Origin of the sequence: Pantoea sp. JGM49, assembly GCF_018257655.1 — a bacterium.
Lineage (GTDB): Bacteria > Pseudomonadota > Gammaproteobacteria > Enterobacterales > Enterobacteriaceae > Pantoea > Pantoea communis.
The window spans coordinates 107,828-127,110 of record NZ_JAERJM010000007.1; the positions used below are offsets into that span (position 1 = coordinate 107,828).

16 protein-coding genes and 1 tRNA gene are annotated in these 19,283 nt (G+C 55.3%); 1 reads left to right on the forward strand and 16 read right to left on the reverse strand.

All coding sequences use genetic code 11. The annotated features are described in order from the left end of the window. Positions 1-49: 49 nt before the first annotated feature. The 11 genes from bcsQ to JK231_RS14040 all read right to left on the reverse strand — a co-directional run bounded on the left by bcsQ (position 50) and on the right by JK231_RS14040 (position 12,229). Positions 50-850: a cellulose biosynthesis protein BcsQ gene (gene bcsQ, locus JK231_RS13990; RefSeq protein WP_160833353.1), complete on the reverse strand. Its 801-nt coding sequence runs from the start codon at positions 848-850 to the stop codon at positions 50-52. Further along, positions 841-1,629 (reverse strand): cellulose biosynthesis protein BcsO, encoded by a 789-nt coding sequence (gene bcsO / locus JK231_RS13995; RefSeq protein ID WP_160833352.1) that lies wholly within the window; start codon positions 1,627-1,629, stop codon positions 841-843. Before bcsO ends, bcsQ begins: the two co-directional genes overlap by 10 nt. A 477-nt stretch (positions 1,630-2,106) precedes the next feature. Further along, positions 2,107-3,114, reverse strand: coding sequence for a dipeptide ABC transporter ATP-binding subunit DppF (gene dppF / locus JK231_RS14000; RefSeq protein ID WP_160833351.1), 1,008 nt, complete (start codon positions 3,112-3,114; stop codon positions 2,107-2,109). Beyond that, positions 3,104-4,090 (reverse strand): dipeptide ABC transporter ATP-binding protein, encoded by a 987-nt coding sequence (gene dppD / locus JK231_RS14005; protein ID WP_038643846.1) that lies wholly within the window; start codon positions 4,088-4,090, stop codon positions 3,104-3,106. The genes dppF and dppD overlap by 11 nt, the downstream gene beginning before the upstream one ends. Positions 4,091-4,102: 12 nt before the next feature. Further along, positions 4,103-5,005 carry a dipeptide ABC transporter permease DppC gene (gene dppC, locus JK231_RS14010; RefSeq protein ID WP_034827779.1) on the reverse strand — a complete coding sequence of 301 codons (903 nt, stop codon included), beginning with the start codon at positions 5,003-5,005 and terminating at the stop codon, positions 4,103-4,105. 10 nt (positions 5,006-5,015) lie between these two features. Continuing rightward, complete coding sequence (gene dppB / locus JK231_RS14015; RefSeq protein WP_034827777.1) at positions 5,016-6,035, reverse strand: dipeptide ABC transporter permease DppB; 1,020 nt, start codon at positions 6,033-6,035, stop codon at positions 5,016-5,018. A gap of 198 nt (positions 6,036-6,233) precedes the next feature. After that, positions 6,234-7,844 carry a dipeptide ABC transporter periplasmic-binding protein DppA gene (gene dppA, locus JK231_RS14020; RefSeq protein ID WP_034827775.1) on the reverse strand — a complete coding sequence of 537 codons (1,611 nt, stop codon included), beginning with the start codon at positions 7,842-7,844 and terminating at the stop codon, positions 6,234-6,236. A 1,241-nt stretch (positions 7,845-9,085) separates the two neighbouring features. Next, positions 9,086-9,162 (reverse strand) — tRNA-Pro (locus JK231_RS14025). A 125-nt stretch (positions 9,163-9,287) separates the two neighbouring features. Further along, positions 9,288-10,979 carry a kdo(2)-lipid A phosphoethanolamine 7''-transferase gene (gene eptB, locus JK231_RS14030; RefSeq protein WP_211728856.1) on the reverse strand — a complete coding sequence of 564 codons (1,692 nt, stop codon included), beginning with the start codon at positions 10,977-10,979 and terminating at the stop codon, positions 9,288-9,290. A gap of 258 nt (positions 10,980-11,237) precedes the next feature. Beyond that, on the reverse strand, positions 11,238-11,666 hold the full coding sequence (locus tag JK231_RS14035) for an organic hydroperoxide resistance protein (protein WP_034827959.1): 429 nt from the start codon (positions 11,664-11,666) through the stop codon (positions 11,238-11,240). A gap of 98 nt (positions 11,667-11,764) precedes the next feature. After that, entirely contained in the window at positions 11,765-12,229 is a 465-nt protein-coding gene (locus tag JK231_RS14040) for a MarR family transcriptional regulator (protein ID WP_211728857.1), read from the reverse strand. A gap of 61 nt (positions 12,230-12,290) precedes the next feature. Between JK231_RS14040 and JK231_RS14045 the strand changes: the two genes are divergently transcribed. Beyond that, positions 12,291-12,884: an HD domain-containing protein gene (locus JK231_RS14045; protein ID WP_045815024.1), complete on the forward strand. Its 594-nt coding sequence runs from the start codon at positions 12,291-12,293 to the stop codon at positions 12,882-12,884. A 43-nt stretch (positions 12,885-12,927) separates the two neighbouring features. On the opposite strand, the gene JK231_RS14050 is transcribed toward JK231_RS14045, so the two are convergent. From JK231_RS14050 to JK231_RS14070, 5 genes are all read right to left on the reverse strand, one after another. Further along, on the reverse strand, positions 12,928-13,224 hold the full coding sequence (locus JK231_RS14050; protein WP_034827767.1) for an HTH-type transcriptional regulator: 297 nt from the start codon (positions 13,222-13,224) through the stop codon (positions 12,928-12,930). 249 nt (positions 13,225-13,473) lie between these two features. Next, a complete protein-coding gene (uca, locus tag JK231_RS14055; protein WP_211728858.1) occupies positions 13,474-17,073 on the reverse strand; it encodes an urea carboxylase in 3,600 nt (1,199 codons plus the stop codon). A gap of 81 nt (positions 17,074-17,154) precedes the next feature. After that, positions 17,155-17,790 carry an urea amidolyase associated protein UAAP2 gene (locus JK231_RS14060; RefSeq protein WP_211728859.1) on the reverse strand — a complete coding sequence of 212 codons (636 nt, stop codon included), beginning with the start codon at positions 17,788-17,790 and terminating at the stop codon, positions 17,155-17,157. After that, complete coding sequence (locus JK231_RS14065) at positions 17,790-18,497, reverse strand: urea amidolyase associated protein UAAP1 (RefSeq protein ID WP_211728860.1); 708 nt, start codon at positions 18,495-18,497, stop codon at positions 17,790-17,792. Before JK231_RS14065 ends, JK231_RS14060 begins: the two co-directional genes overlap by 1 nt. Before the next feature lie 11 nt (positions 18,498-18,508). Beyond that, the gene (locus tag JK231_RS14070; RefSeq protein ID WP_097118480.1) at positions 18,509-19,270 is read right to left on the reverse strand and encodes an ABC transporter ATP-binding protein; all 762 of its coding nucleotides are present in this window, start codon (positions 19,268-19,270) and stop codon (positions 18,509-18,511) included. Between the last annotated feature and the right edge of the window lie 13 nt (positions 19,271-19,283).

Here is a 19,283-nt window from a genome sequence, read left to right on the forward strand (position 1 = left end):
GAAGCTGTGTTGTTATTATTGCTAATACCGCCAGGCAAATGCCTGGCGATTAATAATGGCTGCGGATAGGTGCCTGAACTTCACCGTTACCCACAGTAATATTCAGGATATTGGCTACGCGCTTCGCCACCAGTTCAATATCAAAGGCTGCGGCTGATGCCGGGCTGAAATCATAAACTGATTGTTGTGAAGCATTGGCTTCCGCGACGCTTTCATCACGATGCACCACGCCTAATAAATTTTCGCCCAAACGCTGCTGCATAAAGCCGGTGACTTCGCGACTAATATTGCGGCGATTGTCACTTTGATTAAGTACGAAATAGTGACCACGCTTATTATTGAGCGGCTTACCTATCATGCGGTCATTTTCAATTTGCGGCAGTAAAGAGACCGAGGCGGTATCTGCCAGCATCACCACTAGATGCATATCGGCCAAAGCGGCCATGGCTTTAAGTGCAGGACCGGGGCCTGGCGGGAAATCGGCAATAATCACCAGTCCCGGATAATTTAAAACTGTGTCCAGACCGCGGCGCAGGAAATGCGGATCTTTAATCAGGTTCTCTTCAAAACGCTCACGCTGATCTTCGGTCACATCGCCATGAGGCATGACGAAAATATTACCGCCGGTGGTGAGGATGGATTGGCTCCAGTCAGCCTGCTCTTCAGAACGCGCAACAAAGCCGCGACCATCGTGCAGTGGCACACCAAAATGCAGACGCAAGGCGTTCTGGACATCGAAATCGATTGCCAACACCTTGCTGCCAGCGCGAGCCAGGCTCCATGCAAGGTTGGCCGCCATGGTGGTTTTCCCTACTCCCCCTTTTGGCGAGCACACACAAACTAACGGCATAGCGCAATCTTCTCCAATAGCGGTTTTAAGGGTGTTTCTTTTGAAAGATGAGCAGGTTCCGTCGCACGCGAGCGGAACAGGGCACCAAAACGTGAGGGTGCAGAAGCTGCCGGACGCGCCGGTTCAACCGGAGCGGTGAAGGTAGACGCGGGCGCACTGAACGTTGTTGTAGCCTGCGGCGCTTCAGCCGATGTCGCGGCAATCGGTGAGTCTAAAGGCGCTGGAGCAGGGTTCGCTACAGGTGCGGGAGCCGGCGTCACGGTAGGTACCGCAGCGATAGGTGCGGATGCAGATAAAGGTGCAGCCGCCGGTTTCGCTGGCGGCGGTGGAAACAGCGACGTCGTGGCCTGCCGCTCAACATGGGTCGCTTTCGGTGCCTGTGAGATCACAGAAGGCGCCGGTTTAGCCGCGGGTGCAGGCGGGAAAAGTGATGAGACTCCCGCAGGCGGCGTGGATGGCGCAGGTTCTGTAGGCGCAGTGGCCGCCAGGCTGTCGGGAATTGAACTGCGTGAAGAGCTGGCCGCAGAGGAAATTGCTGCTGGCGCACTCTGCATCGGCGCTGCGGGCGCGCTGAACTCATTGCCGCGAATCGGCTGTGGCTGTGGCAGATCAATACGTTGGCCGCTACCCAGGTCTGGCTCATTATCGTTCGCTAATTGGCGTATGATCGCCCACTGGCTGTGATCCGCTTCCTGCGATTGCCCAGACATGTCCTTAAAAGCGATATCAAGCGTTTTGGTCTTTTCTTTAAAACGCTGCAGATCGTCGTAATTCTTCATGATCAGAGCCTGTAAAAGCGGGAGGGAATTTTCCGCGAATATATCACACACATTAAAAGAGAGTGAGAGAATTCTGATTATAAAAACGGCGTATTCAACAAAAGACTTTTATCAATATGATTGAAAATCTGGCAATGCAAAAAGCGTGCAGATATTTAAGGCCGGAGATTTATTAATATCGATTAACTGAAATAATAACGGCAAAAACATTCACCTAAGCTACTGATATGATGAGAAAGTGGTTCAAGTTACGGATTTAACAGCTGTGTGATTACACTCACATAATCCTGACGCTATTCAGAATTTGCCTTAACGATTCTCCCTCCTAAGCAGGACCAATCGATTACTGATGCACTGGAGTAATACATTTCCTGGCGGTTCTGGCAGAAACATTTTTCTTGTTAGCATTCCTGAAGTATAACGCAGGAAAAAATAAAGGCTCCCGCAGGAGCCTTCATTCATTTCTGGCGTTGTTAATTACACGCCCACTGGCTGATTCTCGTCCTGATCCACCGCGAAACAGGCAATTTGCTGCTCGCCATATTGCTTAAGTTTGGGCTGCAACTGGACGCAGGTACCAAAGCGGCGGCGGCAGCGCGCGTTAAACGCACAGCCCGGCGGCGGATTGAGTGGACTTGGCAGTTCGCCGGTCAATTTAATCCTTTCACGACGCTCATCTGGATTCAAACGTGGCGTGGCTGACAACAAGGCCTGCGTATAAGGATGACGCGGATTGCTGAAAATGGCCTCTTTACCGCCGCGCTCAACGCAACGACCTAAATACATCACCATCACTTCGTCAGCGATATGCTCCACCACCGACAAATCATGAGAAATGAACACATACGACAAACCCAAATCCTGCTGCAAATCCATCATCAGGTTCAGCACCTGCGCACGTACGGAAACGTCGAGCGCAGAAACCGGTTCATCGGCAATCAGCACATCGGGATCGAGCATCAAACCACGCGCAATGGCGATACGCTGACGCTGACCACCGGAGAACATATGCGGATAGCGATCGTAGTGCTCGGTTTTCAGGCCCACCTTCGCCATCATCTCCAGCGTCTTCTCACGGCGTTCCGCTTTACTCAGCGAAGTGTTAATCAATAACGGCTCTTCGAGAATCTGGCTGATTTTCTTACGCGGATTGAGTGAGCCATACGGGTTCTGGAACACGATCTGGATTTTCTGACGACGCAGCTTTTGCGCCTGCGGATCGTGCTTCAGCAAATCCTGACCATGCCAGTAGAGCTGGCCCTCGGTTGGCGTTTCAATCATGGTCAGCAAGCGACCAAGTGTGGATTTACCACAGCCCGACTCACCGACCACCGCCAGCGTTTTGCCGCGTTCAAGGTTGAACGAGACGCCATCCAGCGCTTTCACCAGACGCTCCTGGCCAAACAGCCCTTTCTTCACCGGGTAGTGTTTTTTCAGGTCGATCGCCTGCAGCAGGTAATCCTGCTTAGTGTTATCAAGACTCATAAGTCGGTCTCCCGGCATCATCCAGTGGGAAATGGCATTTAGACTGGCGACCCGGAATGTCACGCAGTTCAGGTTCTTCACGACGGCAGCGTTCGGTCACATACGGACAGCGCGGATTGAGCAGACAGCCGGTAGGACGATCATATTTGCCCGGCACCACACCCGGCAGCGAAGCCAGACGCGCTTTATCTGCGGCAAACTCCGGCAACGCGCGCAGCAGCGCTTGGGTGTAGGGATGACGCGGGGCTTTGAAGATATCCACCGCTTTCCCGCTTTCCACCACCTGTCCGGCGTACATCACGATGATGTGCTGCGCGGCTTCTGCCACCAGCGCCAAATCGTGGGTAATCAGGATCAGCGCCATGTTCTCCTGCTTCTGCAACTCCAGCAGCAGTTCGATGATTTGCGCCTGAATGGTCACATCCAGTGCAGTTGTCGGTTCATCAGCAATCAGCAGCTTGGGTTTGCAGGCGATCGCCATCGCGATCATCACGCGCTGGCTCATACCGCCCGACAACTGATGCGGATAAACATCAAGACGAGAGGCCGGATCGGGAATACCGACCTGATCCAGCAGGTCGATAGCACGCTGACGGCGCGTGCTTTTGCTACCGCCCTGATGCACCTTCAGCGCTTCCATGATCTGGAAGCCCACGGTGTAGCACGGGTTGAGGCTGGTCATCGGGTCCTGGAAGATCATCGCCACTTCTGCGCCCACCAACTGGCGGCGCTCTTTTTCAGAGATCTTCTGCAAGTCGCGCTGGTTGAACTCCAGCTTTTCCGCCATCACACGACCGGGATAATCAATCAGGCCCATAATCGCCAGCGAGCTGACCGACTTACCCGAGCCGGATTCACCCACAATCCCCACCACCTGGCCTTGTTCAACCTGGTAGCTGATACGGTCTACTGCACGGAACGGTGTTTTTTCGTCGCCGAAGTGCACCGACAGTTTTTCTACATTTAATAGTGCCATCTCGGTGCCTCTTTACTGCTTGAGTTTCGGGTCGAGTGCATCACGCAAACCATCGCCCATGAGGTTGAATGCCAGCACGGTGAGCAGGATGACGACACCAGGGAACGTCACCACCCACCAGGCACTTTGCGCATACTGCAACACGTCGGAGAGCATGGTGCCCCACTCCGGCGTTGGCGGTTGCGCCCCCATTCCGAGAAAGCCCAACGCCGCCATATCGAGGATGGCGTTGGAGAAACCTAATGACGCCTGCACGATCAGCGGTGCCAGGCAGTTAGGCAGAATATTGACGAACATCTGGCGCAGCGTACCGGCACCCGCCACGCTGGAGGCGGTGACGTAATCGCGATTCACTTCCACCAGCACCGCAGCACGCGTAAGACGGATATAGTGCGGCAGCGCGACGAAGGTGATCGCCAGCGAGGCGTTGACAATCGACGGACCAAAAATCGCCACCAGCACCAATGCCAGCAGCAGGCTTGGCAGCGCCAGCATGATATCCACCAGACGCATGATCACCGCGTCGACGACGCCGCCGAGGTAACCTGCCATCAGACCAAACACCACGCCAAGGATCAGCGACAGCACTACCACCAGACAGCCAACCAGCAGCGATAAACGTGCGCCGAACATCAGGCGTGACAGCACATCACGGCCCACGTCATCGGTGCCAAAGATAAATTTCCAGCTGCCGCCTTCCTGCCACACCGGCGGATGCAGCAGCGCATCACGGAACTGCTCTGACGGCGCATGCGGCGCCAGCACATCGGCGAAGATGGCGATCAGCAGCATCAGAATGATGTAAACCAGGCCAATCACCGCGCCTTTATTGCGTTTGAAGTAGTGCCAGAATTCCTGAATCGGGGTCATCGGCTTGGGTGCAGCGCTTACGCTTGCGGGATCAACAGTTGTCATGATGCCCCCCTTATTTCTTATGTCGAATGCGCGGATTGACCACGCCGTACAACAGATCAACCAGCAGGTTGACCACGATGATCAGAATTGCCACCAGCAATACGCCGCCCTGCACCACCGGATAGTCACGGCGCTGCAATGCTTCGATTAGCCAGCGACCCAGTCCCGGCCACGAGAAGATGGTTTCTGTCAGAATCGCACCGGCCAGCAGGGTGCCGACCTGTAAACCGATAACCGTTACCACCGGCAGCATCGCGTTGCGCAGTGCATGCACTACGATGACGCGCATACGCGTCAGGCCTTTAGCGCGCGCAGTGCGGATATAATCTTCACCCAGCACTTCCAGCATTGAAGAACGCGTCATACGCACGATCACCGCCAGCGGGATAGTGCCCAGCACAATGGCCGGCAAAATCATGTGCATCACCGCATCTTTGAAATCGCCCTCTTCACCCCACAGCAGCGTATCAATCAGCATAAAACCGGTGAGTGGGTGGCTGTCATCAAGGAAAATCGTGTCACTGACACGCCCGGATACCGGTGTCAGGTTGAGCTGCACCGATACCAGCATGATCAGCATGATGCCCCACCAGAAAATCGGCATGGAGTAACCGGTCAGGGAGATGCCCACTGCAGTGTGGTCAAACACCGAACCGCGTTTTACCGCCGCCAGCACGCCAACCGGAATGCCCACCGCAATCGCGAAGAGCATCGCGCAGATGCCGAGTTCCAGCGTGGCTTTGAAACGAGGGACGAACTCATCCCATACCGGGATGCGGCTTTTCAGCGAGATGCCGAGATCGCCGTGCAGCACACCATTAATGTAGGTGATGTACTGTTTCCACATCGGCTGGTCGAGGCCAAATTGGGCCATCAGCTGGGCGTGACGCTCGGGAGAGATACCGCGTTCGCCAGCCATGATCAGCACCGGGTCACCGGGGATCAGATGGACAAACGCAAAGGTCAGTAAGGTAATACCGATGAACGTTGGGATGACAAGGCCCAGACGTCGGAGTATGAATTGCAGCATAAGCCGGATTCTCAGTCATTTCCCGTGGCGTTGCCGCCAGGGACTACATTGCTCACAACACGCAGCCGACAATGCCGGACGCGACGCAAGAAGCGCTTCAATATAAGAAATTAGCCGGAAAAAAAGTGCGGAGACCGGGCGGCAAAGGTGCCGCCCGAGGGCCAGCAGCGCTGGCCCAGACCGCGATAATCCGAAAGGTTATTCCTGGATATCGACGTTTTCGAAGTGATGTTTACCTAATGGATCAACCACATAGCCAGTCACTTTCTTGCTCACCGGCTCATACACGGTGGAGTGAGCAATAATCAGCGCCGGAGCCTGGTCATGCATCACTACCTGAGCCTGTTTGTAGAGCTCAATACGTTTGTTGTGATCGGCTTCAGCACGTGCAGGCTGAATCAGATCTTCAAACGGCTTGTAGCACCAGCGTGAGTAGTTAGAGCCGTCTTTGGCGGCGGCACAGCTAAACAGGGTGGCGAAGAAGTTGTCCGGATCCCCATTGTCACCGGTCCAGCCCATCATGACAGTCTGGTGTTCACCGGCTTTGGCGCGTTTCAGGTACTCGCCCCACTCGAAGGTGACGATCTTGGCTTTCACGCCAATTTTCGCCCAGTCAGCCTGAACCATTTCCGCCATACGACGGGCGTTCGGGTTGTAAGGACGCTGTACCGGCATCGCCCACAGGTCGATAGAGAAACCATCCGGCATGCCGGCTTCTTTCAGCAACTCTTTCGCTTTGGCAGGATCGTAAGCGTAATCTTTCACATCGTCGTTGTAGCCCCACATTGTTGGTGGGATCAGGTTTTTCGCGGCCTGGCCAGCGCCCTGATACACAGCGTCGATGATGGCTTGTTTGTTCACCGCCATGGTCAGTGCCTGACGCACTTTCACGTTATCCAGCGGTTTTTTCTCGGTGTTGAATGACAGGTAACCGACGTTCAGACCAGGCTGCTCCATCAGGTTAATTTTGTCATCTTTCTTCATGCTGGCGATGTCAGCCGGGTTCGGGTACGGCATCACCTGGCACTCACCCTTCTGCAGTTTGGCGTAACGCACAGACGCATCAGGCGTGATAGAGAACACCAGACGATCAATCTTCGGCTTGGTGCCCCAGAAGTCCGGGTTGGCTTTATACAGAATGCGAGAATCTTTCTGATACTGCTGCAGCACGAATGGACCGGTGCCCACTGGATTGAGGTCCAGCTTCTCTGGCGTGCCGGCTTTCAGCATGTTGTCCGCATACTCTTTTGACAGGATCGAGGCGAAGTCCATGCCGAGGTCAGCAATGAACGGTGCTTCAGGACGGCTCAGGGTGAAGCGTACGGTGTAGTCGTCAACTTTCTCGATTTTCTCGATCAGCTTCGGCATATCCATACCTTCAAAGTATTCGTAGCTGCCGCCCGATACACCGTGGTACTTGTTGTTTTTGTCGAGCTGGCGCTCGAAGGAGAACACGACGTCGTCAGCGTTGAAGGTACGCGTTGGCTTAAAGTCTTTGGTGGTTTGCCACTTCACGCCTTTACGCAGATGGAAGGTATAGGTTTTACCATCTTCGCTAACGTCCCATTTTTCAGCCAGGCCAGGCTGCAGCTCGGTAGTACCGGTTTTGAACTCAACCAGACGGTTGTAGATCGGCACGGAGCTGGCATCGTAAGTGGTACCCGATGTGAAGAGCTGTGGGTTGAAGCCTTCCGGCGAACCTTCTGAACAATATACGAGGGTTTTCGCCTGGACACCCGCGGCAACAGTCATAGCAATCAGGCTAAGACCGACCTTCAGCATCCTGGATTTAGCCAGGGAGTTGATCATGTTTTGCTCCATTGTGATGTGATGTTGTGTGCGTCGCCCGACCTCTGAATTTTTTTATGCGGTTCGGGCAGCATGCGAGTGGTTTTTTTTGTCATCCGATAGCCAATGGCTCCTCAGAATCGCCCTACTCTGCATGTTATTGACGCATCAATTTGTCAACAGTTGCAAAGAACGTCAATACAAGGTGGGGTTATTTACACAGAGTGTGAGTAAGTGCAAGCAACGATAAAAAACAGGGTTATTGCGCTGAGCCAAAATTTAAAAAGGTGATAAAGCGCGCAATGCCGCGTGATTGTCTGGCTATACAGTCAAATGACAGTGATTATCACCGCTAAAAAACACACAAAAGTTATTGGTAAACGTCGAATAACTGAACGATTCGTCGTGCGTTATGACGTTCAGGCAGCGAAATATGCTGGTGTAATGGCATAAGAAATCAGCAAAAAGCATTAATCGGTCATAAGAAGAATGTGTCGCGAATTAAGCGTGCAGGGTTGATTGCGTGAGGGGTCGAGTCGGTAAAGTGGGAATAATGGCGGGTAAATGTGATTTGTCGGATGGGATGGGTGAATTCTAAGGTTAGGTGCAAACAGCATCGCTTTTAAATGGTGCGCTGCTCAGGGAAGGCGGCTCGATCGCAAAGACGGCGTAAATACATCCCTGTAGCCTCGGTCGCCGCATCCCTGCGGCGAACGCTTTGCTCCCCGAGCCGCCTTCCCATCGCTCATCAGCAATGATGCCGCTGTTTTGAAAAACAGCACGCATCTAAGCAACAGCATGTTTTCTTTATGACAGCACGCACAAAGCCGAATGTTCGCTTCCTAAAGCAAGCACAGAATCAAACGAAGGAGGGAATGCGGGGCCGCGGAGTAAAGCGTTACACGCCAGGGATGGCGTGTGCCGAGCGATCAGGGACGAGACAGCGACTTTACGCAGCGGCCCCGTATTTGCTCCTGACTGCACCGGTTCCGCTTTTAAAAGCGCGTACAAACTTCACAACTCCGCCCCTGGCAACAAACACAAAGCCAAATGTTCACTTCCAAAAGCGCGCACAGAATCAAATGAAGGAGGGAATGCGGGGCCGCGGAGTAAAGCGTTACACGCCATGGATGGCGTGTGTCGAGCGATCAGGGACGAGGCAGCGACTTTACGCAGCGGCCCCGTATTCACTCCTGGCTGCACCGACTCCGCGATCGACAGACGAAAAAAAACCTGCTTTTTCAAGCAGGTTTCTTCAAATATGGTCGGCGAGAGAGGATTCGAACCTCCGACCCACTGGTCCCAAACCAGTTGCGCTACCAAGCTGCGCTACTCGCCGATGGGGGCGAATATTACTGCTCCCCCTTGGGAGCGTCAATCCCTTTTCCGTAAAATCCGCCCGATCGCCTGGAAAGCAAACAGCGCCGCAAAAAGCCCAGCCGCTCAACACCTTCCAGAAAACCCTTACAACGCTTTAGCAGGCGTCGCCGCTGGTGCCTGACACCAGTTATTCGCCGCTTTAATCCCGCCATCCGGCGAACTGTAGCCCAGGCAGCCTAAAATGGTATCGAACAACTCAACATGACGATGGGTTTTCCCTACGCGCTGCTGCGCCTGCAAACGCTCGAAGTTACTGCGGTTGGTGGGATCTTCGAGATATTTATCAGAGGCCCAAACCATCATCGGCACGCGGAACTGCTCCGGCGGCGCCATCTCACGCGGCGTGCCGTGTAAGTGCATATTATCGCTGATCGACTCACCATGATCGGCGGCATAAAACACAATCGCCTTCTTATCACGCAACTGATCGAGCACGCTATCCAGCATGGTATCGACGTAAAGAATCGAGTTGTCATAAGCATTGATCAACTGCGCTTTACTACAGGTCTCATCCACGCCCATACATTCCGGCTGATAACGGGCGAAGTTGCGCGGATAGCGCTGTGAATACAGATAATGCGAACCCTTAGTGTGCAACACCACCAGATGCTTACCTTTCGGGAAACGTTGCAGCGAGGCCTGCAGTTCTGGCACCAGCAGCATGTCATCCACCGCTTTACCCTGATTACGCTTCTCAGAACCAATCTGCTCACGGAACGAGAAATTATTCACATCGGCGTTATCGTAGAACCACACTTCACTCTGCATGGCGAACAGCTCAGAGGTAAAGCCCAGCTCCTTCATCACCGCAAAAACGTTCTGCTCTTTCAGCGTGCGGCCAGGATTATCCATGGTGCCGCCCTCGCGCACGAACATGCAGCGCAGCGACAGCTTAGTGGCGGTATCGCAAGACTCACCGCGGAACGCCACCAGGTTTTTCTCTTTAGAAAGCTTCGGCGTGGTATCGCGGTCATAGCCCAGCAAACCCATGTGGTCCCAGCGCGTGGTCTCGCCAATCACAAACACCACATAGGTATCATCAATGCCCGGCGGTGCCACGTAAGTAAACTTCTTCGCTGGATCGAGCAGTTCCGCCCCATCCATCTCTTCATCGACTTTGGTCCAGGCAAACAGACCTAGCGCCGCAATCCAGTTAGAAGGCAAATACGAGTGCGCCACCACCCCGCCGTAACTTGGCAGGTCGATATTGGTGATCTCTTCATTCACTTTTTGCAGTTTGTCGAAGTAGCGAATCGGCAACCACACCAGCGCTACGCTCAACAGCATGATCAGCGCAGGCTTCAGACGCTGGCCCGGCGTTTTCAATTGCTCAATCAAGGTCTGGCTAAGGTTATTACGCCAAATCAGCAGCAGCGGCAGCGCGCTGACCAGCACCATCCACAGCACAAAGCGCATGCCGACCACTTCTTTAGAGAGATCGACATCAGTGGTCATCACTGAGGCCACGATGCCGTAGCCGATCACCACATTAAAGAAAGCCATGTAATAGGCGGCAGCCACGGAAATTACCACGGTTAACGTGGCAAGGATGCGATAAACCCACTTACCGCCCAGCGATAGCAGACGCATCAGGAAAAACGTCAGCAGCACCGCAGCGGTCACTTCTGCGACCGCAGAAAGCCAGTTAGAGAGGGTGGATTTCGTTAGGAAGCCGTCAAATCGGCGATAAAAAATTGGCAAATTCAACAAGATGCCGAGATAGAGCGCAAGCAACAGCGACAGCTTTTGCTGCGTTAACGTTTTGATATAATTCATTTACTTATTCATTCCTGACCCGGTGTCAATAAACCAACCTTAAATGGGACTATTTAAAGTCAATAGAGTTCGTCCGTGAGCGAGAAAAGCGCAAGCAACGAGCAGGAACGGGACGAATCTGAACCGGAACGGCAATGAAGGCGCATGCAGCGCAGCAGTAGAACATTTAACCAATGGTAAGACCAGACAATAATTGATCTGACCCCATAAAATGATAAAAGGCCCCTGATGGAGCCTCTCTTTGGACTGGCAGCGACCTTAGTTGATGATATTCAGAGTCACATCAATGTTGCCACGCGTGGCGTTAGAGTACGGGCAAACAATGTGTGCCGCATCCACCAGTTTCTGCGCTTCGGCTGCATCCATCTCTGGCAGGTGGATATTCAATTTAGCTTCGATTCCAAAACCGGTTGGAATTGGGCCGATACCGACTTCGCCTTCAATCCACGCATCTTTTGGCATGGTGATTTTGTCACGGCCAGCCACAAACTTCATCGCACCGAGGAAGCACGCTGAGTAACCCGCGGCGAACAGCTGCTCTGGGTTAGTGACTTCGCCGCCTGCGCCGCCCATCTCTTTTGGCACGCCCAGTTTCACATCCAGCACGTTGTCAGACGAAGTGGCACGACCATCACGGCCGCCGGTGGCTTTGGCTTTTGCGGTATAAACAACTTTATCTAAAGACATATTAACCTCACTATTCACTATATAATCGCGCACTATATATCTATGCGCAGTTTTGACGTTGATATCCAGGATGCCGCGTTGGCGACATCCAAAATGCTTTATTTGGCGCGGTTAAGATTGGTGCGCAAATCGTCCAGCTGATTTTTCAAAGCAATCAAGGTGTCATCGTCACAGGCGGTGGCACAGCGTACCGCCTCGGGAATGTTTTGTGCTCGTTCACGCAGCGCACGACCTTCATCTGTCAGGGTCACCACCACCTGGCGCTCATCGCGACGCGAACGCTGACGGCGTAACAAACCAGCGGCTTCTAAGCGTTTCAGCAGCGGCGTCAGCGTGGCTGAATCAAGGAAAAGCTGCTCGCCAATCTCCGTTACGGTCACATCATCCTGATTCCACAGCACCAGCATCACCAGGTATTGCGGATAGGTAATCTCCAGCTCAGCCAGCAGCTGGCGATAGACTTTGTGCATCGCCAGATTCGCCGAATAGAGCGCGAAGCAGAGGTGTTGATCAACCTGGAGTGGCGTCTGCTGCACTTTTTTGTCATCTTGATTACTGTTCATGCGATTCAATATAGATAGCGCGCTAGATAATTGCAAGCAACTTTATTCCGGAGTGTTAAAGATGCGTGATTCACTGGAAGAGCAAGCGCGCCGTTATGCCACGCAGGCACATGCTGCTGCGGGTCAGCGTCGCAAATACACCGATGAGCCTTACATAGTGCACCCAGCTGCGGTGGCCGAACTGGTGCGCAGCGTCACCGATGATGAACAGATGATTGCCGCCGCCTGGCTGCATGACACCGTGGAAGATACCCCGAGCACGTTACAGGACATTGAAAGCCATTTTGGACAGCGCGTCGCGCAGTTGGTCGACATGCTGACTGACAGCGCGCAGCCCGAGGCGAAAAACCGCGCCGCCCGCAAACTGGCGCACTTCCGCCATACCGCCGAAGCCTGTCCCGATGCGCAAACCATCAAGCTGGCCGATATCATCGACAACACCCGCGCCATTGTGCATTTCGATCCCGACTTTGCACGTATCTACCTGATTGAAAAACAGATCCAGATTCAGTTGTTGAACCAGGGCGATCCGCAATTGTGGCAGCAGGCAGAGCAGATCATTCAGCAAGGCATTGATCAGCTGGCGCAGCCACCACACAGCGTGCCAGAGAGTTGGTTTGTGAAACAGGCGGCGAAATACGGCGGATTGAGCTAAAAAAAACCCGCCGTGCAGGCGGGTCAGAGAACCGATAGTCTTTTTACTCGAGCAACTGCCGCCCCAGGTAGGGATTCGCTTGCAGCAGTTTCATCAGTTTACGTGCCGTAGCGGATGGGCGCGTGCGTTGCGCCTCCCAACTTTTTACAGATGAAACGCTCACCCCCATCACGCGGGCGAACTCATCCACCTGCATGCCGGTCATTTCGCGTAAACGCTGTGGCTCGGGAACGGATACTGCGTTGAGTGTAATTTCTGATACGGAAGGCTGTGCATCACGTGTCAAAACAATCTGCTCAAGGCTACTCAATAACTCGACCATTGGATCTTTTATTTCCATAGAGAACTCCTTAAAACTCACTATGAAGCACGTGAAAGTAGAGAGGTAAGCGCCACCAGGCGCTGAAACCCGGCCAAGTCAGGCTGTATCCCGCAGCGGTCTTTTCGATTTTTTATTAAACCGTTACGGGACACAGCCTGTTGCACACTGCGAAAAGATGTCATGGCAATGCAACAATCAGCCGGGTTACTAATTATGGGTCAAATCCCCGGCTTTGCTGCCTGATTACTGATTATTTTTTATTCTTACTTATGCCGCAGAAGGATCGATCACCATAAGTAACTGACCCGCCTGCACTTGCTGCCCAGCCTGCCGATAGAAACTATGGATTTTTCCACTGACTGGCGCCACGATCGGGATTTCCATTTTCATAGATTCGAGAATGCCTACCGTGGCACCCGCTTCAATCTCACTGCCTTCGTCAACCAACCATTGCCACACGCTGCCCGCCACCAGGCTCTCTACCGGGCTACACCCTGCAGGCACCGTAATCTCTTCAATACTCTGTTCCTGCAGCTGACTGTCGAAGGTGAATTGCCCTTCTGCTCGCCAGCACGCCAGTTCACAGTCAAAAGCCTGCTGACGTTGCTGCTGGAAGGCGTCGATTTCCTCCGCCTGCTCCACCAGCATCGCCTGATAATCTGCAAGGCGGAATTCGCCCTCTTCGCTCCGCAGCGGATAGTCACCCCACGGGAAACGCTCGCGAATGCTGAGCAATTCCTCGGCGCTGACCGGATAAAAACGGATTTGATCAAAGAAGCGCAGCAGCCACGGCTGTGTGAAGGCCGAGGTTTGTCGATCGCGGTTCCACATCTGCATGGTGCGCCCGACAAACTGATAACCGCCCGGCCCTTCCATGCCATAGACGCACATGTAAGCGCCGCCAATACCTACCGAGTTTTCTGCTGTCCAGGTGCGCGCCGGATTGTACTTCGTGGTCACCAGGCGATGACGCGGGTCGAGCGGCGTCGCCACGGGCGCACCGAGATAGACATCGCCCAGCCCCATCACCAGATAGGCGGCGCTGAACACGATCTCCTTCACCTCATCAATGCTGGCCAGACCATTGATGCGGCGGATAAATTCTATATTGCTAGGGCACCACGGCGCATTGGGGCGTACCGACTGACTGTAGCGGGTTATCGCCTCACGGCAGGCCGCATCGTCCCAGCTGAGCGGTAACCACACAGTACGCGAGGGCACAGCGGCCTCGCTGAGGTCGCCCAGCGCATGATCAATGTGCAAAATTTGCGCCAACAGCTCACTTCTCACACAGTGTTGTGCGTCGTAATGCACCTGTAGCGAACGGATGCCCGGCGTTAATTCCAGCTGACCCGGCAGAGAATGGGCTTCCAGCTGTTGCATCAGCGCGTGCACGCGGAAACGCAGGGCGATATCCAGCATCAAATCGCCATACTCTACCAGCAGAAAACGGTCACCTGCTGCACGCACACTGAGCGATGGGCGGCCATTTTCTGCCGCCTGATGGTGCAATAGTGGATCAATAAGGGGCAGCGCAGCGTTCACTGTAAGCGGTACGGATTGCAGTTTGATGATCGCTTCACGCTCTGCCTGCGCCAGTTGATCCGCACTGCTGAGATCGATCGGCAGGAAGCGCACGCGATCCCCTGCTTTGAGCTGTCCCAGCTTCCACAGATCGGCTTCGATCACCGTGGCCGGGCAGACAAAGCCACCGAGCGAAGGACCGTCCGGGCCGAGGATCACCGGCATATCGCCGGTAAAATCCACCGTGCCAAAGGCATAGGCGTTGTCGTGAATATTGGAAGGATGCATGCCCGCTTCACCGCCGTCGCTGCGCGCCCAGGTCGGTTTCGGTCCGATCAGGCGAATGCCGGTACGGCTGGAGTTATAATGCACCTGCCACTCGGCGGCAAAGAACGCCTCGATGTCATCATCGGTAAAGAAGGTCGGTGCGCCGTGCGGGCCGTAAATCACCCGCAGCTGCCATTCGCCGTTGAGTTCCGGCACCAACTCGCGAGGCAAGTCTGCCGTTGCCAGCACCTGCGGTTCGGCAAGATGCAATACATCGCCCGCCCGCAAAGCCCGCCCGGCGTGACCGCCAAACTTGCCGAGCGTAAAGGTGCTGCGGCTGCCAAGATAGCGCGGCGTATTCAAGCCGCCCGCCAGCAGCAGATAGCTGCGGCACCCTTCTCTCACATCGCCCAGCGTCAGGGTTTGCCCGGCCTGCGCGGTGACAATCTGATGCATCGTTAACGGCTGCAGATCCAGCTGCGCGGCAATCGGTGCGCCGGTCAGAACAAAACTGCACGCCTGATTAAAACGCAGCGTGGGACCGCGCAAGGTAATCTCCAGCCCCGCCGCCTGCGCGTCGTTATTCAATAAGCGATTACCCAACTGGAACGCGCGGCTGTCAAACGGGCCAGACGGTGGCACACCGACGTGCCAGTAACCGACACGGCCAGGCGCATCCTGCACCGTGGTCAAGGTGCCGCCGCTGAGGATATCCAGCGTGGGCGGTTGCCACTGCACGCCGCCCAGCGTGGCGGTGATGATGCGGCCCTGCTGCACTTCCGGCAGGGAACAGAGATGGCGCAACCACAGCAGATTGGTTTCGATACCGTACAGCTCGGTGGCGTCCAGCACCTGTGCCAGACTGCGCAATGCCACCTCACGGCTGGCCGCATGCACAATCACTTTCGCCAGCATCGGATCGTAAAACGGCGATACTTCCATGCCGGTTTCCACGCTGCTGTCGATGCGCAGCGTGGCGTCTTCACTTTCCGTCGGGAACTGGACGTGACTGAGCAAACCGGCACTGGGCTGGAACTGTTTGGCCGGATCTTCAGCGTACAGGCGCACCTGAATCGCATGGCCTTGCGCTTCGGTCGATAAGGTGTGCAGCGGCGGCAACGTTTGTTGCGCCAGCTCCACCATCCAGCGTACCAAATCCACGCCATACACCATTTCAGTGACGCCGTGCTCCACCTGCAAACGGGTGTTCACTTCAAGAAACCAGAACTGTTGGCTGGCATCATCGTAGACATACTCCACGGTGCCCGCGCTGCGGTAGTTGACCGCACGCGCCAGTCGCACCGCAGTTGCTTGTAGCTCAGCGCGCACTGCCTCGCTCAACCCCGGCGCGGGCGTCTCTTCCAGCACTTTTTGGTTGCGGCGCTGAGCAGAACAGTCACGCTCGCCAAGGGCAATCACTTTGCCAGCCCCATCGCCAAAGATCTGCACCTCAATGTGGCGCGCGCGGGCGATAAACTTCTCTAAAAATACGCCATCGTCGGCGAAATTATTGCCTGCCAGTCGTTTAACACGCGTAAACGCCGCATTGAGCTGTTCGGCATCATCACAACGCTGCATGCCAATACCGCCGCCACCGGCGGTGCTTTTCAGCATCACCGGGTAGCCAATCTTCTCCGCCATCACTCGCGCTTCGTCCAGCGAAGTCAGCAAACCACTGCCCGGCAGCAGCGGCACCTGATTCTCCTGTGCCAGCGCACGCGCACGATGTTTTAAACCGAACGCGGCCATCTGCCCGGCACTCGGCCCGAGGAACTGCACGCCGGCCGCTTCACAGCGCGTCACAAACTCGGGATTTTCGCTGAGGAAACCGTAACCGGGATGCACTGCCTGCGCCCCGCTCTGTGCGGCAATTTCCAGTATTTTTTGCTGATTGAGATAAGTGTCTCGCACCTGCCCCTCGCCCAGCGACCAGGCTTCATCGGCCAGTCGCACATGGCGCGCGTGGCGATCGGCTTCGGCATACACCGCAATCGCGCGGATGTTCATCGCTTGCAAGGTACGGATGATGCGCACAGCAATCGCGCCACGGTTGGCAATCAATACGCGATCAATCATGAGTGAAATCTCTTATTACGGCAGGTCGTCCTGCAGGGACAATGACGGCTTTAAAACGGGTCGTCCCGTTGCGTCAAAGATTCACCACACGCTGACTAAGATCGGCGTCGGGTTGTAACCGTTACAGGGATTGTTGAGCTGCGGGCAGTTGGAGATCAGCACCAGGATATTCATCTCCGCCACCATCTCGACGTATTTACCCGGTGCAGAAATGCCATCGGCGAAGGTCAAACCACCGTCGTGCGTCACCGGCACGTTCATAAAGAAGTTGATGTTGTGGGTGATATCGCGACGCGTCAGGCCAAATTCTGGCTTCTCGGCCACCGCCAGCATCCAGCTGTCACGGCAGGAGTGCATATGGCGCTTCTCCAGGTCGTAGCGCACGGTGTTGCTTTCACAGGAGCAGGCGCCGCCCAACGTATCGTGGCGACCACAGGTATCGGCAGTTATCGTCAGCATCGGGCGATCCAAGTTGGAACGCAGCACGCTGCCCGCACTGAGGAACACATTCTTTTGCCCGCGCAGCGTATCGCTCATGCTGTAACGCTCGGCAGTGTCGTCGGCGTTGAAGAACAGGGTATCGGCAGCCTGATTCCCTTCCAGATCGGTGATACGCAAGGTCTGGCCCGCTTCGATGCGCTGCAACCAGTAATCACCGGCGTTCACCTGCTGCTGGAATGGCGCTTCGGCGGAATTGAGTAAGCTTTCAGTGATCATCAGATTTCTCCTTGCAGCTGATAGAGTGCGTTGTTGCGCAGTCCGCGCTGGTTTTCGGCACGCGCCAGGCAAATGTCCGGCAGCGGCGCGCGCTGGGCGTCCAGTGCGATCTGCACCGGCTGGCGCGGATATTCGCTGCTTACATTCAGCGGATGCGGGCAGGTGTGTAGGATCACCAGCGTGTCCATGGCGAAGCGCAGCCGCACCTGTGCGCCAGGTGCACCCTGCTGCTCCAGTTGCAGCGTGCCGTTATCATCGGCGCGCACCCTGGCAAACAGGTTGAGGCAGGAGGCGACATCTCGCTGGCCGAGGCCGTATTTCGCCAGCTCGACGAGGAAACTGTCGTAGCCGTTTTGATGGCGCAGATTGCGCGCCTGCTGATAGTCGCTGGCGCCGAAGCGTGCGGCAGTGTGCTCAGCATTCAAGGTGCCGCAAACGCTCTCATGCCAGCCGAAGCTGTCTTCTTCGATGCCGCAAAAAATGCGCCCCATATCGGAATAAAGGCAGTGCCCGGCCGTCAGGCGGAAAGTGTGCTGGCACTTCAGCGTATCGGGCGCGTTGTAGCGCTCCAGCAGATTTTCCGGGTTGTAGAACAGCATGCCGACGTTGGCACCGCCTTCAATATCGGTCAGTGTCAGCGCCGTACCGCTGCGCATCACCAGCGACCAGTGCGATCCCGCCGGTAACAGGGTTTGATAAGCATTCATGTGGTGCTCCTTTAAGCCACCTGCGGCTCAGATGGCAGCGCAACATCAGGCTGTGTGCGATCCAGCGGCAGGTCGTAAGTGATAGTCGCGCCCCAGGCTTGCGGCGCGTGCGGGTCATGACGCAGTTTGTCGAACACCAGCAGGCGCGAAGCCAGGCTGAAGCCCTCTTTCAGGTCATGCGTGATCATAAAAATGGTCAGGTTGTGCTGCTGCCACAGGCGGGTAATCAGCTGGTGCATTTCACTGCGGATACCGGGATCGAGCGCACCAAACGGCTCATCAAGCAGCAGGATACGCGGCTGTTTCATCAGCGCCTGTGCCAGCGCCAGGCGTTGCTGCATGCCGCCCGAGAGCTGGTGCGGGTATTTGTTTTGCGCATGCTCCAGGCCAACCTGCGCCAGCATTGCCTGCGCACGCTGACGAATCGCCTGGCGCTTTTTGCCCCACACACGTCCCAGCCAGCGGGCGCTGCTGAACTCTTCCGCCAGCATCACGTTGCCGAGCACCGTCAGATGGGGAAACACCGAATAGCGCTGGAATACCACGCCGCGATGGGCATCGGGTTCGTCGGGGATGGGTTCACCGTCCAGCAGCAGTTGGCCTTTGGTCGGCGATTCGGTGCCAAGTAGCATGTTGAGGAAAGTGGTTTTGCCACAGCCGGATGCCCCGACAATCGCCACAAACTCGCCCTGCTCGACGTTGATGTTGAGACGTTCCAGCACCACCTGATCGCCGTAATGTTTTTCGAGGTTTTTCAGTTGCAGTAATGGCATGGTTCGCTCCTGA